Origin of the sequence: Xenorhabdus bakwenae (assembly GCF_030272115.1) — a bacterium.
GTDB classification, from domain to species: Bacteria; Pseudomonadota; Gammaproteobacteria; order Enterobacterales; family Enterobacteriaceae; genus Xenorhabdus; species Xenorhabdus bakwenae.
Genome location: NZ_CP119194.1, coordinates 1,842,800 through 1,859,833 on the forward strand (window position 1 = coordinate 1,842,800; position 17,034 = coordinate 1,859,833).

The 17,034-nt window shown below is 43.1% G+C and carries 14 protein-coding genes and 1 pseudogene; 3 read left to right on the forward strand and 12 right to left on the reverse strand.

The window, feature by feature from the left end; translation table 11 throughout:
• Positions 1-63 precede the first annotated feature (63 nt).
• From aroL to gpt, 6 genes are all read right to left on the reverse strand, one after another.
• Positions 64-594: a shikimate kinase AroL gene (aroL, locus tag PXH59_RS09465; protein WP_285811444.1), complete on the reverse strand. Its 531-nt coding sequence runs from the start codon at positions 592-594 to the stop codon at positions 64-66.
• Positions 595-759: 165 nt separating this feature from the next.
• Entirely contained in the window at positions 760-2,013 is a 1,254-nt protein-coding gene (gene proA, locus PXH59_RS09470) for a glutamate-5-semialdehyde dehydrogenase (protein WP_285811445.1), read from the reverse strand.
• Positions 2,014-2,042: 29 nt separating this feature from the next.
• Positions 2,043-3,146 (reverse strand): glutamate 5-kinase, encoded by a 1,104-nt coding sequence (proB, locus tag PXH59_RS09475; protein WP_047770465.1) that lies wholly within the window; start codon positions 3,144-3,146, stop codon positions 2,043-2,045.
• A gap of 114 nt (positions 3,147-3,260) precedes the next feature.
• Positions 3,261-3,662, reverse strand: a complete 402-nt coding sequence (gene crl, locus PXH59_RS09480) for a sigma factor-binding protein Crl (RefSeq protein WP_285811447.1) — start codon at positions 3,660-3,662, stop codon at positions 3,261-3,263.
• 71 nt (positions 3,663-3,733) lie between these two features.
• Positions 3,734-4,981: an esterase FrsA gene (frsA, locus tag PXH59_RS09485; protein ID WP_285811449.1), complete on the reverse strand. Its 1,248-nt coding sequence runs from the start codon at positions 4,979-4,981 to the stop codon at positions 3,734-3,736.
• A gap of 14 nt (positions 4,982-4,995) precedes the next feature.
• Positions 4,996-5,457, reverse strand: a complete 462-nt coding sequence (gpt, locus tag PXH59_RS09490; RefSeq protein ID WP_047770442.1) for a xanthine phosphoribosyltransferase — start codon at positions 5,455-5,457, stop codon at positions 4,996-4,998.
• Positions 5,458-5,717: 260 nt separating this feature from the next.
• On the opposite strand from gpt, the pseudogene pepD reads away from it, so the two are divergent.
• Positions 5,718-7,179: pseudogene (gene pepD, locus PXH59_RS09495) on the forward strand (beta-Ala-His dipeptidase).
• A gap of 66 nt (positions 7,180-7,245) precedes the next feature.
• Here the strand turns inward: pepD and dinB are convergent.
• The gene (gene dinB / locus PXH59_RS09500) at positions 7,246-8,301 is read right to left on the reverse strand and encodes a DNA polymerase IV (protein WP_285811450.1); all 1,056 of its coding nucleotides are present in this window, start codon (positions 8,299-8,301) and stop codon (positions 7,246-7,248) included.
• A gap of 380 nt (positions 8,302-8,681) precedes the next feature.
• Here dinB and PXH59_RS09505 point away from each other — a divergent pair, with 380 nt between their 5' ends.
• Both PXH59_RS09505 and PXH59_RS09510 read left to right on the forward strand, forming a co-directional pair.
• Positions 8,682-9,923: a multidrug effflux MFS transporter gene (locus tag PXH59_RS09505; RefSeq protein WP_047770434.1), complete on the forward strand. Its 1,242-nt coding sequence runs from the start codon at positions 8,682-8,684 to the stop codon at positions 9,921-9,923.
• A 1-nt stretch (position 9,924) separates the two neighbouring features.
• Positions 9,925-12,186, forward strand: a complete 2,262-nt coding sequence (locus tag PXH59_RS09510) for an ATP-binding cassette domain-containing protein (RefSeq protein WP_285811452.1) — start codon at positions 9,925-9,927, stop codon at positions 12,184-12,186.
• Between the two features lie 107 nt (positions 12,187-12,293).
• Here PXH59_RS09510 and PXH59_RS09515 read toward each other — a convergent pair whose 3' ends face one another.
• From PXH59_RS09515 to PXH59_RS09535, 5 genes are read right to left on the reverse strand one after another with little or no spacing between them, the layout of a single operon-like run.
• Complete coding sequence (locus PXH59_RS09515) at positions 12,294-13,151, reverse strand: aminodeoxychorismate/anthranilate synthase component II (RefSeq protein ID WP_285811453.1); 858 nt, start codon at positions 13,149-13,151, stop codon at positions 12,294-12,296.
• Positions 13,123-14,304, reverse strand: coding sequence for a chorismate-binding protein (locus PXH59_RS09520; protein ID WP_285811455.1), 1,182 nt, complete (start codon positions 14,302-14,304; stop codon positions 13,123-13,125). Before PXH59_RS09520 ends, PXH59_RS09515 begins: the two co-directional genes overlap by 29 nt.
• Positions 14,305-14,354: 50 nt before the next feature.
• Positions 14,355-14,987, reverse strand: a complete 633-nt coding sequence (locus tag PXH59_RS09525; RefSeq protein ID WP_047770430.1) for an isochorismatase family protein — start codon at positions 14,985-14,987, stop codon at positions 14,355-14,357.
• A 24-nt stretch (positions 14,988-15,011) separates the two neighbouring features.
• The gene (locus tag PXH59_RS09530; RefSeq protein ID WP_047770428.1) at positions 15,012-15,797 is read right to left on the reverse strand and encodes a 2,3-dihydro-2,3-dihydroxybenzoate dehydrogenase; all 786 of its coding nucleotides are present in this window, start codon (positions 15,795-15,797) and stop codon (positions 15,012-15,014) included.
• On the reverse strand, positions 15,794-16,963 hold the full coding sequence (locus PXH59_RS09535; protein WP_285811459.1) for a 3-deoxy-7-phosphoheptulonate synthase: 1,170 nt from the start codon (positions 16,961-16,963) through the stop codon (positions 15,794-15,796). The genes PXH59_RS09530 and PXH59_RS09535 overlap by 4 nt, the downstream gene beginning before the upstream one ends.
• Positions 16,964-17,034 lie beyond the last annotated feature (71 nt).

Below are 17,034 nucleotides of genomic sequence, written 5' to 3' on the forward strand. Positions count from 1 at the left end.
AAGCAATTTGTTATATAAGATTTTCCTTTCTGTTAGAAAATAAACTCAAACATCCTCAATATATCAAATTAGTTTATTTTTCTGGTTTAAAACATAAGATTTAACGCAAGATACGATATCTTCTGTTGCAAGATTAGCATCGACAATGAAATTAGCACACGCCCGGTATAATGGCTCCCTTTCAACCAATATTTCTTCCATTTCTTCTATGATGGATTTCCCTGTCAGGCTGGGGCGCTGTGAATTTTCTGGATTAAGAGATAACCGTTTACTCAAAACTTCTGCGGATGCCTGTAAATAAATCACAATGCCATTTTGTTGCATATACTGGCGATTCTCAGACGACAATATCATTCCTCCGCCGGTTGAAATGACACGCTCACTTTGACTAACCGCTTGTAACGTTTGGCTTTCTAATTTTCTGAAATGTTCCCAGCTATATTGTTCAACAAGTTCAGCTATCGTCATTTTACTAATAGCCTGAATACTTTCATCAGTGTCAACAAATTTATACGACAACGCTTCAGACAACAACTTACCTATTGTCGTCTTCCCTGCACCTCGTGCACCTACGATGAATAGAGTTTGTTTCATTTCGTTGTTTTCCCAAAGAGTTTTAAAATTAAGCCTGAGTGCAAAGTATAGTAACTAAATATTTACACTCGTGTAAAAAGATATTTTTAATGGGGCAAAAAGCCACACTTAAAATTAAGTGTGACCTGACATAGTTCAACAAAGTCTAACTAAAACAGAACATAATCAACTACGGGGTAAATAATCACCATAGCCAATCCACTTATACGTTGTCAGTGCATCAAGCCCCATTGGACCTCTGGAGTGTAATTTCTGAGTACTGACCGCCACTTCAGCTCCCAAACCAAATTGCCCCCCATCTGTAAAACGCGTACTGGCATTCACATATACTGCGGCAGAATCCACATGGCGCACAAAGTAATCAGCTTGCTGCAAAGATTCGGTCAGGATCGCATCAGAGTGAGCTGTACCATAAGTACGAATGTGCTCAATAGCGCGATCGATGTCACTCACAATCTCCACATTCATATCTAAAGATAACCATTCATCGCAGTAATTTTCTTCTGCAACTTCAACAACCGTTGCAGGGCCATCTTTCAGCAATTCCATCGCTGATTTGCCCGCATGCAATGTCACCCCCTGTTCTTTCATTCTGATACTCAAAACTGGCAAGAAATCGGCGGCTATCTTTTCATGCACTAACAACGTTTCCAGTGAATTACAGGCACTCGGACGCTGAACTTTCGCATTAGTAATGATTTCCAGTGCTTTTGCAATATTGATGGTTTCATCCACAAATGTATGACAAACCCCAATACCGCCAGTAATCACGGGAATAGTTGATTGTTCCCGGCACAATTTATGTAACCCAGCCCCACCTCGGGGGATCAACATATCAACATAACGATCCATTTTCAGTAATTCAGCGACCAATTCACGATCGGGTTTATTGATAGCCTGAACCGCAGCTGCCGGTAACCCACTTTGTTCCAGTGCCTGCTGGATAACTTTAACCATAGCTTGATTTGTATGATGAGTCTCTTTGCCACCACGCAGTATCACCGCATTACCGGTTTTCAGGCATAAAGAGGCCACATCGATGGTAACATTGGGACGAGCTTCATAAATCACACCAATCACACCCAACGGAACTCGGCGACGGCTCAATTGCAATCCATTATCCAATAATTGCCCATCGATAATTTGCCCTACAGGATCAGCCAAGCGGCAGACCTGTCGCACATCATTGGCAATGGTATTCAGCCGTTCCGGTGTCAGTAATAACCGATCGAGCAGCGCCTCGCTCATCCCCTGTTCGCGGGCTTGCAGCATGTCTTGCTGGTTAGCGGCAAGAATCACTTCTATTTCTGTCTCTAACAAATCAGCAATGTGATTCAGCGCCTGGTTTTTCTGATTGCTACTTAATTGCGCCAGCTGCCACGATGCTGCTTTGGCGGCTTTTCCCATCTGCTCTAGCATGATGAAATCCTTAACCCTCAATCAATTCATTAAATTACGATCAAATCATCACGATGCACCGCAACCGCACCATATTCATAGCCCAGTATCTGGCTAATTTGCTGTGAATGATGGCCTGCAATCATACGTAACGCATCACTGTTGTAACGACAAACACCATGGGCCAAATCTTTGCCTGATAAGCTACGGACGCAAATAACTTCACCACGGGAAAAATCACCTTTAACGTTTTTAATTCCTTTTGGTAACAACGAGCTACCTTTTCCAACAATTGCCTCTTCTGCTCCATGATCGACAATAATTTCCCCTGCCGGAGGTGCTCCAAAGATCCAACGTTTACGGTTTTCCATCGGGCTGGCCAGGCCATGAAAGCGGGTTCCAACCGGTTTTCCGGCAATAACATCAGCGATAACATCCTGCCTGTTACCCGCGGCAATAATGACATCAATTCCAGCCCGTCCGGCCACGCCTGCTGCCTGAAGTTTTGTTGCCATTCCTCCCGTACCTAACCCCGACACACTGTCTCCGGCCATCATTTTCAGCTCATCACTGATATCATGAACTTCAGAGATCAATTTTGCCTCTGGGTTACTACGCGGATCTGCGGTATAAAGCCCTGCTATATCTGTCAGAAGCAACAATTTATCTGCACTGCCCAAAATAGCAGCCAGTGCAGAAAGATTATCATTGTCACCCACTTTAATCTCTGCTGTCGCAACGGCGTCATTTTCATTAATAATGGGAACAATGTGATTATCAAGCAAAGCCTGAAGGGTATCCCTTGCATTCAGGAAGCGTTCACGATCTTCCAAATCTGCGCGGGTCAGTAACATTTGCCCGACGTGAATACCATAAATAGAAAAAAGCTGCTCCCACAATTGGATCAGACGACTTTGCCCAACGGCTGCCAGCAACTGTTTTGAAGCAATCGTAGCCGGAAGATCAGGGTATCCTAAATGCTCACGCCCGGCAGCAATTGCACCAGAAGTCACAATAATAATGCGATGACCCTTTTCATGCTGTTGCGCACATTGGCGAACCAGTTCCACAATATGGGCACGATTCAAACGACGAGAGCCACCAGTCAATACACTCGTCCCCAGTTTCACAACCAATGTTTGGCTGCCATTCATCATATTTCTGCCATTACAGTTAATTTGAAAAAACAGTGTTCAGTTTTAACAGGAGAGAGGCGTTATGCCAACTGACATAACGCAAAATTTAATAAAAGCGGGTAAAAAACAAAATCATGCCACCACTTGCGTTTGCAAAGTGACAGTATTTGCAGATGGGATCAATGTCAGTTTAAGAACGTCAAAAGAATCAACCAGACGTTTATGGAATACTTGCAAAGTTGACTCAAGGTGTTCGAGATCGGCCTTTTTTTTGATCTTCATAGCGCGCCATTCACCATTTTTATCAAATAAACCTATTTGATAGTGATAAATAAAACCTTGCTTTTGCTCTTCCAGCTCTAACCACCATCCCCAAAATTCCCGTTTTTCCGGTGCCACCTTTGCGTCGACACAAACGGCTAAACAATCAAAGAAAAAATAACCATTTTGGCATTTTAATTCACGTACATACGGCCCTAATGCAGAAAAACGCTTCAACAACCTATTTTTAGAATAACTTGCAGGTAAAGTCATACAAAGGTCTCCTTATATACAGGACACCTTTGTATCAAATGATTAAAAAATATCAAGTAATAAATTTCGTTTTATAAAATTTTATCTTTCAACCATACACTTATTTCGTGTAATGCCTTATTAAAACCACTATAAACTGACGTGGCAGGAATAGCCCGCAATGAGCCATCCATTGATGACAGGGCAATTAACTTCGAATCTTTTCTTGGGCTGAAAATATCATCTTCCCAATACACCGAAAACATGGGTACAGAACAACGACGGCCCAATAAACCTTGTTTTTTCAAAGAATAACAAGCCAGTTCTGAACGCAATCTCTTTTCATCAACATGATAAATTCCCAGGCGGCTGGCTAACACGTCAATATACATTGACGGGATTTTCTGCTGTAATTTTTCATCATGCAGTAATTCATGGACAATCGGACCTACTACCGATACGCCTTTAATCAGTTTCGGTTCCAGATAGGCAAGGCGGACAGCGATATTTGCCCCAAAACGAAAACCAAATACGCCGACACGGGTATGATCAATCCACGGTACGCTGTTTAGCTGTTGTAAAACTTGTTGATGAAGTGCACATGTATCCTGCGTTAATGCGAATTTAGCGGAATACCCCACAGAAGGCATATCCACCGTTAACATGGCAAAACCAAGAGGTGCGAAGTATTCACGGAATAACCGCCAGCAATCACTCTGTACATTATCCAGACTGGCGCAAACTAATATTGTTGGATAAGGTCCCGGTACATGGGCAGGAAAGTGCAATAATCCAGTCACACTTTTGCCCCCTTCCAGCCGGAATTCCAGTTTTTTCAATTCATAATCAGAAAAACGGGCGGCATTTTCATAGGCTTTATTAGCCATCACAATGGCCTGATCGGCCAGTTCATCACCACGCAAATGAGGATAAGCCGCAATACTGTATAGCGTTGCAGCCTTTAACCAACATGCTCCGGCTTTTTCTGTATCCTCAGTATGCAATGCTTCCTGTTGCCAGTACATTGCCTGCTGGGACCACTCAAATGCCCAGTTTCCTTTACGATAGCCGACCACAGTATCCAACAAATGTTCACTACTGCGCTCGGCATCTGTCACCGCAATCCGGCTGAGAACATCTTGAATTTCCAGCGGATTGACTCCCCTCCAGATCCAAGCGAGCCAATTAATCATGCGATACCAGCACTCGCGGCGCTCCCCACCCAACTTACCAGCACTGGCAGTTACAGATTGTGGGCGAATATATTTTACCAGTGTAGACGTCTCACGTTGTTTAAGCCGGGGCTTAAACAACGATTCTGAAAGGTTTTTTTTCGTCATGACAAAAGAAAATCTTACTGTTTCTCACAAATAGGCGGAACGAACACGACGCCCATATCCCATGGCTGTTCAATCCATGTATTTTGGGGAATATCAACAACATAATCATCCACAAGAGGACGTCCGGCGGGTTTGGCAAAAATCGTTACAAAATGCGCTTTCGGATACATTTCACGAATTGCCTGAGCAGTTCCTCCGGTATCAACCAGATCATCAACCACAATGAACCCTTCACCATCACCTTCCGCCCTTTTCAATACGTTCATCTCGCGCTGATTATTGTGATCATAGCTGGAAATGCAGACAGTATCGACATGGCGAATACCCAATTCACGAGCCAGTAACGCGCCCGGAACAAGGCCACCACGGCTAACGGCAATAATGCCTTTCCACTGTTCTACGGGAAGTAAACGTTGCGCCAATTGACGGGCATGTATTTGCAACATATCCCACGTTACAACATATTTTTCACTCATAAAATTAGATCCTGGAAACTAAAGAATATTTCAGAAAAGTGCTTTTTGCGGCAAAAAGGTTGCGCGGGATTATAGTGATTTGAACCGACAAAAACCAGTAAAAACAGGGTAAGCCCTCATTCTGACTGCCCATTGCTGACAATAAAATGATATTCTCAAATTTCGCATGGATAGTAGGTCAATGCCGATGACAAAACGCCCTGATGTGTCAAAACATGACTCTTTTCTTCTCACTAAGATGCAATTATAGGAGATTCGCCGTGTCCGAATTATCAACATTATCCCCGCAACCATTATGGGATATTTTTGCCCAAATTTGTTCCATCCCCCACCCTTCCTATCATGAAGAAGCACTCACCGCCCATATCATTGAGTGGTCCAAAAACAAAGGATTCCATGTAGAACGGGATGAAGCAGGCAATATTTTAATCCGAAAACCCGCCTCAAAAGGAATGGAAAATCGTCAAGCTGTCGTACTTCAGGCACACCTTGATATGGTTCCACAGAAAAATAACGATACCCAACACGATTTCACACAAGATCCGATTCGTCCTTATATCAAGGATGATTGGGTGACGGCTGATGGTACAACTTTGGGTGCGGATAACGGTATCGGCATGGCTTCTGCTCTGGCGGTATTGGCGGACGAGTCCGTTAAACACGGTCCATTAGAGGTCTTACTGACCATGACCGAAGAAGCGGGTATGGATGGTGCATTTGGCCTGAAATCCGGCTGGTTGCAAGCCGATATTCTGATCAATACCGATTCAGAAGAAGAAGGCGAAATTTACATGGGTTGCGCGGGGGGTATTGATTTCATCACAACTTTATCACTGACCCGTGAAACTCTGCCAACTCACTATAAAACGCTGCAACTGACTATTAAAGGATTAAAAGGTGGTCACTCTGGTGGCGATATTCATCTGGGATTGGGTAACGCCAATAAATTACTGGCGCGTTTTCTGGCGGCGTATTCCGATGAGTTGGAGCTGAAATTAATACATCTGCAAGGCGGAACCCTGCGCAATGCCATTCCGCGTGAAGGTTCTACCGTGGTGGCTGTTCCCGCCGATAAAGTTGAAAAACTCTATCAATTGAGAGATAGCTATCTGGAAACATTGAAAAATGAATACGCTGTCGTTGAAAAAAAACCTCACCCTGTTGTTGGATGAAACCGAAACATCATCACAGGCACTAACAACAGATTGCCAGATTCGCCTGGTATCCATGCTCAATAGCATGCCTAATGGCGTTATTCGTATGAGTGATGTCGCCAAAGGTATTGTAGAGACCTCACTGAACGTAGGCATTGTAACGATGGACGAAGATAAAGCAGAGGTAATCTGCCTGATTCGTTCACTGATCGAAAGTGGCAAGGTTTATGTTACTGAAATATTGTATTCCCTGGCAAAACTGTCTGGAGCAGAAACCGTGGCAAGTGGCAGCTATCCGGGCTGGCAACCTGACGCCAATTCGCCAATCATGCATTTAGTCCGTGAAACTTATCATCAACTCTTCGATAAAACGCCGAATATCATGGTGATCCACGCGGGTTTAGAGTGTGGCTTATTCAAAAAACCGTATCCTGATATGGACATGGTTTCTATCGGCCCAACCATTCGGGGTGCCCATTCCCCTGACGAGAAAGTTCACATTAAGAGTGTTGGTCAATATTGGCAGTTACTCACTGCAATTCTGAAAGCTATTCCGGTTAAAGAATAATAGAAAATATATTGGTTCTCCCCTGCTATCTGTTCTGTTTGCAGGGGAGACTTCGTTCTTTGCACCTCACCACGCCAATAAAAGCTGACGCTCCAGTTGTGGGTTTTGTAATGTCACATGCAGCCCAACTAACCTGACGCCTCGCCCTTCCCGGCGAGTTTCCCAAACCTGTCTGGCTACCTGAATCAAATCGCGTTTATCCAATACCGGATGGACATGTTCCTGTGTCGTCAATTGAAAATCATCAAACTTTAATTTAATACCTTGACGGGCAATATGGAGATCGGGTTTTACCTTTTCCAGCCGTTTTTTCAACTCAGGATAAAGTTTTTCAATCAGTTCAACACATTCATGCCACTCATGGATATCCTGCGCTAAGGTTTTCTCCACCCCAACGGATTTACGCAAGCGTTCTGGCGTAATTTGCCGTTCATCAATGCCGTGGCAACGCTGCCAGAGCGCCAAACCGAACTTACCCAAGCTTTTTATGAGTGCCAGCTTATCGTAACGTTGCACGTCAGAGCAGGTTTCCAACCCCAGGTCTGACAAACGTTTAGCCGTGACCTTTCCGACACCGGAAATTTTGCGCAATGGCAGCGAGTTAACAAAAGTTTCAACCTGTTCAGGAGAGATAACATATTGTCCATTGGGTTTATTGATATCAGAGGCTATTTTGGCTAAAAACCTCACTGGTGCCACACCGGCGGAGGCCGTTAACTGCAATTCATCAAAAATGGCCTGACGGATTTCCTGGGCAATCAACGTGGCAGAGCCGTGGCAATAACGGCAATCTGTCACATCCAGATAAGCTTCATCTAAAGAAAGAGGTTCGATCAACTCCGTGTAACGGGATAAAATTTGACGGATATGTCGGGATACTTCTTTATAATGCGCCATCCTGCCGGGGATAACTTTCAATTGCGGGCAACGTCTTAATGCCATCGCTGTGGACATCGCACTATGCACCCCAAAACGGCGGGCAAGATAATTTGCCGTACTAATTACGCCCCTGCGATCAGCACTTCCCCCGACAGCAATGGGGACATGACGAAGTGACGGATTATCCCGCATTTCAATGGCGGCAAAAAAGCAGTCCATATCAATATGAATGATTTTGCGCATCTGATCCCCCCATGCCAAACAACTGTATAAATATACAGAAAGAGATCATGAAATTCTAGTTAATTTTTCAGCAAAACTTCAATGCATTGATTGCTCAAATACCTTTATAGGATAAGAAAATAATTTCCATTACGAAATTATTTCACATAGTGCTATAGTCTTTATAAGATGTTCACGCCACGAAATAAACGGCATTTGTAAATCATAAAATATAATATATAACATTAAGTTATTACAAAAACACATCAAATAAAAAATTAAACAGAATTCAATTCTGAATGAAACCCGTCAACTACATTAATATAATGATTTCCATTTTGAAATCATTTTCTATGGTGTTATAGTCTTCATAATCTGTTTATTATATGAGATGAACAACAGTGAAAAAATCAGAAAACACACTGAATAATAGTTATTTAGATCAAACTATCCCATCTAACCAAAAAGGTGAACTGGCATTCAAACTTGTTCTGGTTCTGGGAATGTTGAGTGCCATTGGCGCTCTTTCAACCGACATGTACCTTCCTTTATTTCCCGCCATATCACACGCACTATTCACGACTCAGGCGGGTGTTCAATTAAGTCTAACCTCATTTATGGCTGGTCTCGCTATTGGACAATTAATCATTGGTCCCTGGTCGGATGCCATCGGCAGGAGAAAACTTTTACTCGGCGGCATGGTTTTGCTGACTGTAGCCTCAATTGCCTGTTCATTCTCTTCAAGCATTGAAATGTTAATCACTAGCCGCTTTTTTCAAGGTGCCGGAGGCGCATCCGGTATTGTCCTGACACGCGCCATTGTTTCCGACCTCAGTTTTGGTAACAAAGCCGCCTACTATTTCAACCTGATTCTGGCAATACAAGGTGCAGCACCAATAGTTGCTCCATTGATAGGAGGCGTGGCTGCTTATTTCCCGTGGCAGGTTGTGTTTGTCTTTATGGCGCTTATTTCTCTGATAATTACCCTCTTAACGTTCGTTTATGTGCCGGAAAGTTTGCCGGATAAATCAGAATCTGGCGAGAGTAAAAGCAGTTTGGCTAAGCCGTTTTTAAAACTGTTCCAAAACAGAACCTATATGGGATATACATTAATCTTCTCCGCCACGTTTGGGGCACTGTTTGCCTATATTTCAGCATCACCTTTTATATACCAGTCTATGTTCAAATTCACCCCCGGATTTTTCTCCATTGTGTTTGCGATTAATGCCGGCATTATGATGTTCAGCAGCATACTGAGTGCGCGGTGGGTTGGGCGGATCGGTGCCAAATCGCTTGTCATCATTGGTGTTGTAACCACCTTCGTCTTAGCGTGTCTGCTCTTGGTTGTAAATTATCTCAACCTCTATCAGTTTGTGTTAACGACAGCAATTTTCATGATGCTTATGTTTACAATGGCGTTAATTTTTGGCAATGCCGCGAGTCTGGCATTAACCGCCGTTCCTGATGTAAGAGGGGCAGGCTCTGCTGTCCTCGGTGCTCTTCAGTTTGGAACGGCTTCTTTGACGGCATTTTTAACCGGTCTTGGCCAATCGGTGTCTCTGTTTCCTATATCTATCGTATTAATCGGATGTGGGCTTATCACTCTGTTTTCCCTGATATTGGTGCGCAAAGGAGATAAATGAAATGAGAAGTCATGAACAAAACACTATTGAAATTCGTGGTGCGAGGCAAAATAACCTTAAAGGCATTGATTTGCGTATTCCTAAGAATGTCATCACTGTATTCACTGGTGTTTCTGGTTCAGGTAAAAGCTCCCTTGTATTCGGTACAATCGCAGCGGAATCCCAAAGACAACTCAATGATACTTTTCCGCCTTATATCCGGCACCGGTTACCGTACTATGGCCAGCCTGATGTCGATGAGATAAATAACCTGACCACCGCAATTATCATTAACCAAAAGCGGATTGGGGAAAATGTACGCTCGACAGTGGGTACAGCATCAGATATTTACACTTTGTTGCGCCTTCTGTTTTCCCGAATCGGTAAGCCCTTTGTCGGGTATTCCAATGTCTTCTCTTTCAACCACCCATCAGGTATGTGCCCCAATTGTGAAGGGCTGGGCATTGCCAGTACGATAGATGTAAAAAAACTGCTGAATGAAGACAAATCTCTGAATGAAGGGGCAATTGCATATTCCTCATTTGCGCCAGGAACCTGGCGGTGGCGCCGATATGCTCATTCTGGTTTGTTTGATAATAATAAGAAAATCGCTGATTACTCGGCAGAAGAACGCCAGCTTTTGCTTTACGCGGATAACATCGCGCCGGCGACCCCATCCCCTGACTGGCCTAAATCTGCCCGATTTGAAGGACTCATTCCCAGATTCACGCGCAGTTATCTTGTGAAAGATAACAAAGAATACAAAAGTGAAGAATTTCGGAACATTGTTGCAATGAAACAGTGCCCTGTCTGCCATGGACAGAGGCTTAATAAACAGATCCTGTCATGCTTAATTCAAGGCAAAAGTATCGGTGATTGTGTCGATATGCCGATTATCGAGCTGGGCCAGTTTATCGCTACATTGGCTGATCCTTCCGTGAGTACGCTCATTGGTGCCTTAAAAGAACGTTTAGCATCCATGTGCTCTGTCGGTCTGGGATATCTGAATCTTAACCGTCCGACCCCAACATTATCAGGTGGAGAGTCACAACGATTAAAAATGGTGCGACACTTAGGCAGCAGCCTCACCGGGATGACTTATATCATTGATGAACCCAGTACCGGCTTACATCCGGCTGATATCACTAAACTTAATACCCTGATCCAGCAATTACGTGACAAGGGCAACACTATCTTGATGGTTGAACATGACCCTGATGTCATTAAAATCGCAGATCATGTCATTGATTTAGGTCCCTGTGCAGGCGATAACGGAGGAACTATCACTTATCAGGGTGATCTGACTGGGTTACGTGCCTCTGACACATTAACAGGAAAATACCTGTCTCAAACAACCCGCCTTAATCAAAATCCCAAAAAGCCGCTTGGTTATATCTCTGTCAGGAACGCAACACTGCATAATCTTAAAGAGATCACTATCGAGATCCCACTGGGAATAATGCTTGTTGTCAGCGGCGTGGCGGGTTCTGGAAAAAGCTCCTTAATTATGGGAGAGGTTGTCCCTCAATGTCCAAATGCTGTTGTTATCGACCAAAAACCCATTCATACCTCGAAACGCTCCCATATTGCATCGTGGAGCGGGGTTTTTGAACACATTCGAGAGCGCTTTGCGCTGGCTAATCATGTGGATAAATCATGGTTTTCTCCAAATGCTAAGGGCGGATGTCCAGAGTGTAAAGGGTTAGGCGTGATTGAAACCGATTTGGCTTTTATGGATTCGATATCCTTACCTTGCGAAGCCTGTCAGGGGCAAAAATTCAATAAAAGAGCCTTAGATTATAAATATAAAGGAAAAACGATTGTTGAACTCATGAACCTAAGTATTACTCAGGCAACACATTTTTTTGAAGGCGACAGTCAAATTCATCCAACATTAATGCGCATTCAGGATGTTGGGTTGGGTTATATGCGCCTCGGTGAATCGCTTGATCACCTGTCTGGTGGCGAATGTCAAAGACTGAAACTGGCATCTTATCTTAACAATAAAGGTGATGTGTATGTCTTTGATGAACCGACAACCGGTCTTCATCCTTCTGATGTCGCGGTTCTTGTTACGTTGTTTCGCCGCCTCGTCGAGCAGGGAAATTCTGTCTTGATCATTGAACACAATATAGAAGTTATTGCAGAAGCAGACTGGATTATTGATTTAGGCGAAGGTGCAGGGACTGATGGTGGTCAGGTGATGTTCAGCGGTACACCACAGGCGATGTTTGAAGAGGGTAACTCATTGACCGCTGATCATTTACGTCAGCATTGTCGCTAAATAAAACCGGTAAAAAATAAAGTACTCCATTCATTAAGCGGGACAACCAAGTGTATTTTTTAGCATATTACATAGATTGTCCCAACAAAGCCTTACGATATGTTATTTTATAACACTTTATCTGCATCACCTATAGCATTATTAATCATCCAATTATAAATAGAAAATGCATCGGTAGTTAAAAAAGATTCGTTATGAAACTGTATTGATGCCACATTATTAGATTTCAATGCAATAATTTCACGCTTACCTAATCGTTCAAGATAAACCAATCGATTGTATTTTGGCGTAAACCAATGCGGTAATTTGTGCATCGCGGCAAAACTATTATAAAACCCGATATGACAGATTATATTCTCAATGGCTATTTTATATTGCGTTCCTTGCCGTGTTTTTGGAAGCCGTCTGATGGGCAAGCCAAATTCAGCACAAATAAGTTGATGCCCCAGGCAGGTTCCAATTAGTGGTAAATTCTGTTTTAGACGATTTGCAATCAGTGCCCGTGCGGTTGCCATCTTGTCATGGCTGACAGCATTCGGGTCTCCTGGTCCCGGGCCAATAAACAGAATATCTGTTTTACCTGAACTCATTAATTGCGGCAAATGCGCACCCGTCTCAGACCATGAAACGATCGTTACATCATGCCCGATATAACGTAACTGATAGGCAATCATTTCAGTAAATGAGTCCTCCATATCAATAAGCGTAATGGAGGGAAGAAAATTGGGCGCCAATACTATTTTTTTAGCATCGCCTAACCAGAAAGAAGAAACTTTATGATTACGCTGCTGCAATATTGCCGTGATATTACTCAACACATGTTCAGATAATGGGGTATTATTGGTTGAATTAATATTTTTCTTCTCGTCAAAAAAAGAACGCATTAAACCACTCAATTTTGCTTTGGTTTCTTCAGCTTCATTTTCCGGCGCTGAATCACGAACAATTGTGGCCCCTGATGTCAATCGGAAATGCCCCTTTTTTTGTAATATCTGCCGCCCGGATTAATATAGCGGAATCCAGATAGCGTTGATTATTCTTAACACCAATCATGCCGACAACACCACTGTAATAACCACGACCACGATTTTCCCTGCGTTTAATAACCTGAGACGCATTTTGCACAGGGCTTCCGGTAACCGTTGGGGCGAACAAAGACTCTTTCAGGATAGTTTGAATTGTCTGTGATGTTGAGCCACGGATAAAATATTCCGTATGTGCAACCCGGGACATCATCTTTAACTGAGGACCGCTCACCGTAATATCACTGTCACATATGCGGCTCATCATTTTCAGTTCTTCATCAACGACCATGAAGAGTTCATTCTGTTCCTTTTTGTCGTTAACGAAGTGGTATAAAGCCTGCTCTACCCCTTTTTCTGGATATTTTAACGTGCCACTTATTGGGTTCATGGCAACCTCTTTGCCATCCACCAAAATATGTTGCTCCGGGCTGCTACCAACAAAATAGCGGTCACCGGTATAAACAACCCATGTCCAATAAGAACCACATTCGTTTATCAGTAATTGATTAAATAGCGCGAGTACATCTTCCAATGCAAAGTCTTCAATATCACCTTCCAAACTTCTCGATATAACGAAATTACTGCCTTCTCCGGCACTAATCTCATCGTTGATCACCTGTTCCACCATCTGGCTATAAGCCTTGTCTGTGATATCGAAATGTATATTAGCGGCTTTTATTGGCTTACCACTCTCAATAAATCCCCAGTTATCTATTTGGTAACGGGCTTTTGTTTCAATATTCATGATAATGACAGGTTCGTTGTCGTTATGGCATGCAAACCCTTTTTCGGCAATCTGATTGAATGGAATGATAATTAATTGAGAAACATTCAGCTTTTCAGGCGATGTTATATCTGCTACGCCTAAACGGTCTGATTTCAATGAAAGCGTAGGCTCCAACGAAATTGGCTCTAGAGCTGAGAGTGAATGGCTGTATTCTATTTTCCCCTCAAGTAATAAAAATGAGTCCTTAGCATCGGATAATGGGCGATAAATACATGCAAAAGGTTTATCCGCCGTCACTAAGTGGCTAAAGAGATTTTTCGCATCCTCTGATTGCCGCTCTCCCTGTGGTAATTCTTTCAACAACATCATTTCTCCTTAGAATTTGTCTTGTCAGGCTTTTTAGTCTCCCTGACATGTTATTTTCTTAGATTTGCAATGACTTGTTCCGTCGATGCCACTACGGCACATATTTCCGCTGCCATCTTCAACGCCAGATGGTGTTTTTCCGCTGAAAAATCAGCCACAGCATCTGATACAAAGAAGGTTTCGATATCATGTGAATAAGCATCAATAGCCGTAGTCAGACATCCTATATGGGCATAGACCCCACAAATGATCAGTTGATTGCGCTTCAAATCCCTTAAATGGTGTTGCAGATTAGATTTAAAAAATGCACTGTAACGCCACTTAGTCAGTACGGTTTCATCTTTAGTGGGTGTCAGGAGTGGAATAATGTCCCGATGTTCATCGGTTGCTTGCATGCCTTCACCCCATATATTTTTTAATAATCCACGTTGTTCTGAGGTCATACTGCCGGGCTGGGCAGTATAGAATACAGGAATATTAAAATTTCTGGCCACACTCAATAGCATGCAGATGTTGCTCATTACACCCTTTATCGGGCTTGTTCCGGCTTCAAAAAAATTTACAAAGTATTTTTGCATGTCATGGATCAACAAAGCTGTGCGATGACGATCCGGGAGCCAATTTGCTGTAGATTTGGGTAAATCAACATAGCCTGGCAATGGGTACGATAATATCTTTTCCATGTTATATCTCTTGCTTGCTATGCATTAACAGCTACCTAATGCGGCACCGCCATCGACCAGCAAAGTCGACAATGTCGTTTGGCTGGATTCTTCACTTAGATAGAAACAAATCGCGGCGGCAATTTCGTCTGGAGCAGCAATCTTGTGTAATGGGATACCAATGCGAAATTGCTCTGGATTACCGTACAATGTGCGGTTTTTATCAGCCTCATTTCCCCACATACTGCGTAGCATGGGGGTATCTGTTGAACCAGGAGCAACAACATTGCACCGGATCCCAAATGGAGCCACTTCTAACCCAAGTGCATATGTAAAGGCTTGGGCAGCCGCTTTTGAGGCACAATATGCGGCCATCATTGCCCGGGGTACTCGTGCGGCATTTGAAGCAACAGTCACGATGCTGCCTTTTTTCTGCTCCTTCATATAACCGACTGCGGCTTTGCTGACGTTGAATACCCCCGTCGCATTAACAGCAAAGCTACGGTTCCATCCATCAATATCTGTGTTTTCAACAGAAGCATGGTGTAATACACCCGCGCCATTCACCAAATAGCCGATGGGTCCGAGTTGATTTCTAATGGCCAGAAATGCGCTGTCAACTTGTTGAGGTTCGGTCACGTCCACAGGAAAACCGATAATAGATTGAGGATATTCATAGCGAAGTTTGTCCACCAGAGGTTGTAACGCCTCTGCCTGTTTATCAATAAGTGCTAAGGTTATTCCTTTTATTGCCAATCGTCTGGCGATGGCTTCACCGATGCCACCACATGCGCCGGTAATTACTGCAACATATTTTTTGTCAAAAGTCATAATGCCTCCTGATTAATTGCCCATTGTTGAATAAGTTCAATTGCCTGTCTTTTGTTCAATCGTGGATCACATACAATGTTTGATAATTCAGATTCTTTAGGATGGAAGCCGCAACCAAAACACTCAGCGATATCTTCCGCCGTCGTTTCTAAATGAATGCCAGCACAACAAGCATGGCGTTCGGCTAACTGGATTTGAAAATGAGTAACTTCATCCACCATCTCTTCAAAAATTCGTTGTTTATTTCCATTCGCTGTTTTTGTTGTATTTCCATGCATGGGGTCACACATCCAAAGCACGGGGATACCGGTCTCCAGTACAGCATCAATGAGAGGAGTGAGTTTATGAATATGTTTATGGCCAAAACGGGTGATAAATGTCAGTCGCCCGGGGATTTTTTGAGGGTTGAGTTTTTTGCATAATCCCGTGATTAAATCAGGGGAGACTTTATCGCTGATTTTACATGCTACCGGGTTATCTATATTTGATAACATCTCAACGTGAGGACTCTTTAAATCAAGGGTACGAATACCAATCCAGGGCCAATGGGTGCTGCCAAGGTATCGCCGCCCGTCCGGTGTGGTTCTCAACTGAGAATATTCGTAGTCCAACAACAGGGCCTCATGGCTTGTCCAGACCTGTAAATTCATATCTGGCCTACTTCGGATGTAATTATCAATCGTAGACAGGGTTTGTGACGCTGCGTGATAACTGATTAACATCCGTTTAGGGTCATTTATTCTGGCATCCGAAACAGGTTCCGGGCTATTTACACAGTCACCACGCCATACAGGTAACGTCGTATCCCGGTATTTTTCAATTGCATTCGAACGCGGTTTTGCATATTGGCCCGCTATGCGGCCAACTGTGATCACAGGCTTATTCAGCAAAGTAGAAAAAATGTCTGATAAGTCATGTAAAAAATCAACTTTCGGAATAACCGATTGTTGATCACATTCGATAATCCGTTCAGCACAATCACCAATTTGAATTATTACCGCTTTGTGTAACCAAACCTTTTCCAATTGTTTATAAAAATGTATCAATTTTTTATGATTAATTAATGGCGGTAATCCCAATAACTCTTTTTTTATGGTGGACAATGTTTCCGGGTTGTTCCAGGTCGGTTGTTGCCACGGAGAACTGAGAGTTTCTAATGTATCCATCTGACTCATACTCCACTTCTAATGAAGGGTAAATTAATAATTCACAATCGAAAGCATATTATCTATTAATA

What these genes read in the sequence shown, in the direction of transcription:
- crl (WP_285811447.1), bottom strand. Translation starts at nt 3,662, where the DNA reads ATGACTTTACCTGCAAGTTATTCTAAAAATAGGTTGTTGAAGCGTTTT.
- proA (WP_285811445.1), bottom strand. Translation starts at nt 2,013, where the DNA reads ATGCTAGAGCAGATGGGAAAAGCCGCCAAAGCAGCATCGTGGCAGCTG.
- PXH59_RS09535 (WP_285811459.1), bottom strand. Translation starts at nt 16,963, where the DNA reads ATGGATACATTAGAAACTCTCAGTTCTCCGTGGCAACAACCGACCTGG.
- PXH59_RS09520 (WP_285811455.1), bottom strand. Translation starts at nt 14,304, where the DNA reads ATGTTGTTGAAAGAATTACCACAGGGAGAGCGGCAATCAGAGGATGCG.
- gpt (WP_047770442.1), bottom strand. Translation starts at nt 5,457, where the DNA reads ATGAGTGAAAAATATGTTGTAACGTGGGATATGTTGCAAATACATGCC.
- PXH59_RS09525 (WP_047770430.1), bottom strand. Translation starts at nt 14,987, where the DNA reads ATGGAAAAGATATTATCGTACCCATTGCCAGGCTATGTTGATTTACCC.
- PXH59_RS09510 (WP_285811452.1), top strand. Translation starts at nt 9,925, where the DNA reads ATGAGAAGTCATGAACAAAACACTATTGAAATTCGTGGTGCGAGGCAA.
- dinB (WP_285811450.1), bottom strand. Translation starts at nt 8,301, where the DNA reads ATGCGCAAAATCATTCATATTGATATGGACTGCTTTTTTGCCGCCATT.
- proB (WP_047770465.1), bottom strand. Translation starts at nt 3,146, where the DNA reads ATGAATGGCAGCCAAACATTGGTTGTGAAACTGGGGACGAGTGTATTG.
- frsA (WP_285811449.1), bottom strand. Translation starts at nt 4,981, where the DNA reads ATGACGAAAAAAAACCTTTCAGAATCGTTGTTTAAGCCCCGGCTTAAA.
- PXH59_RS09530 (WP_047770428.1), bottom strand. Translation starts at nt 15,797, where the DNA reads ATGACTTTTGACAAAAAATATGTTGCAGTAATTACCGGCGCATGTGGT.
- aroL (WP_285811444.1), bottom strand. Translation starts at nt 594, where the DNA reads ATGAAACAAACTCTATTCATCGTAGGTGCACGAGGTGCAGGGAAGACG.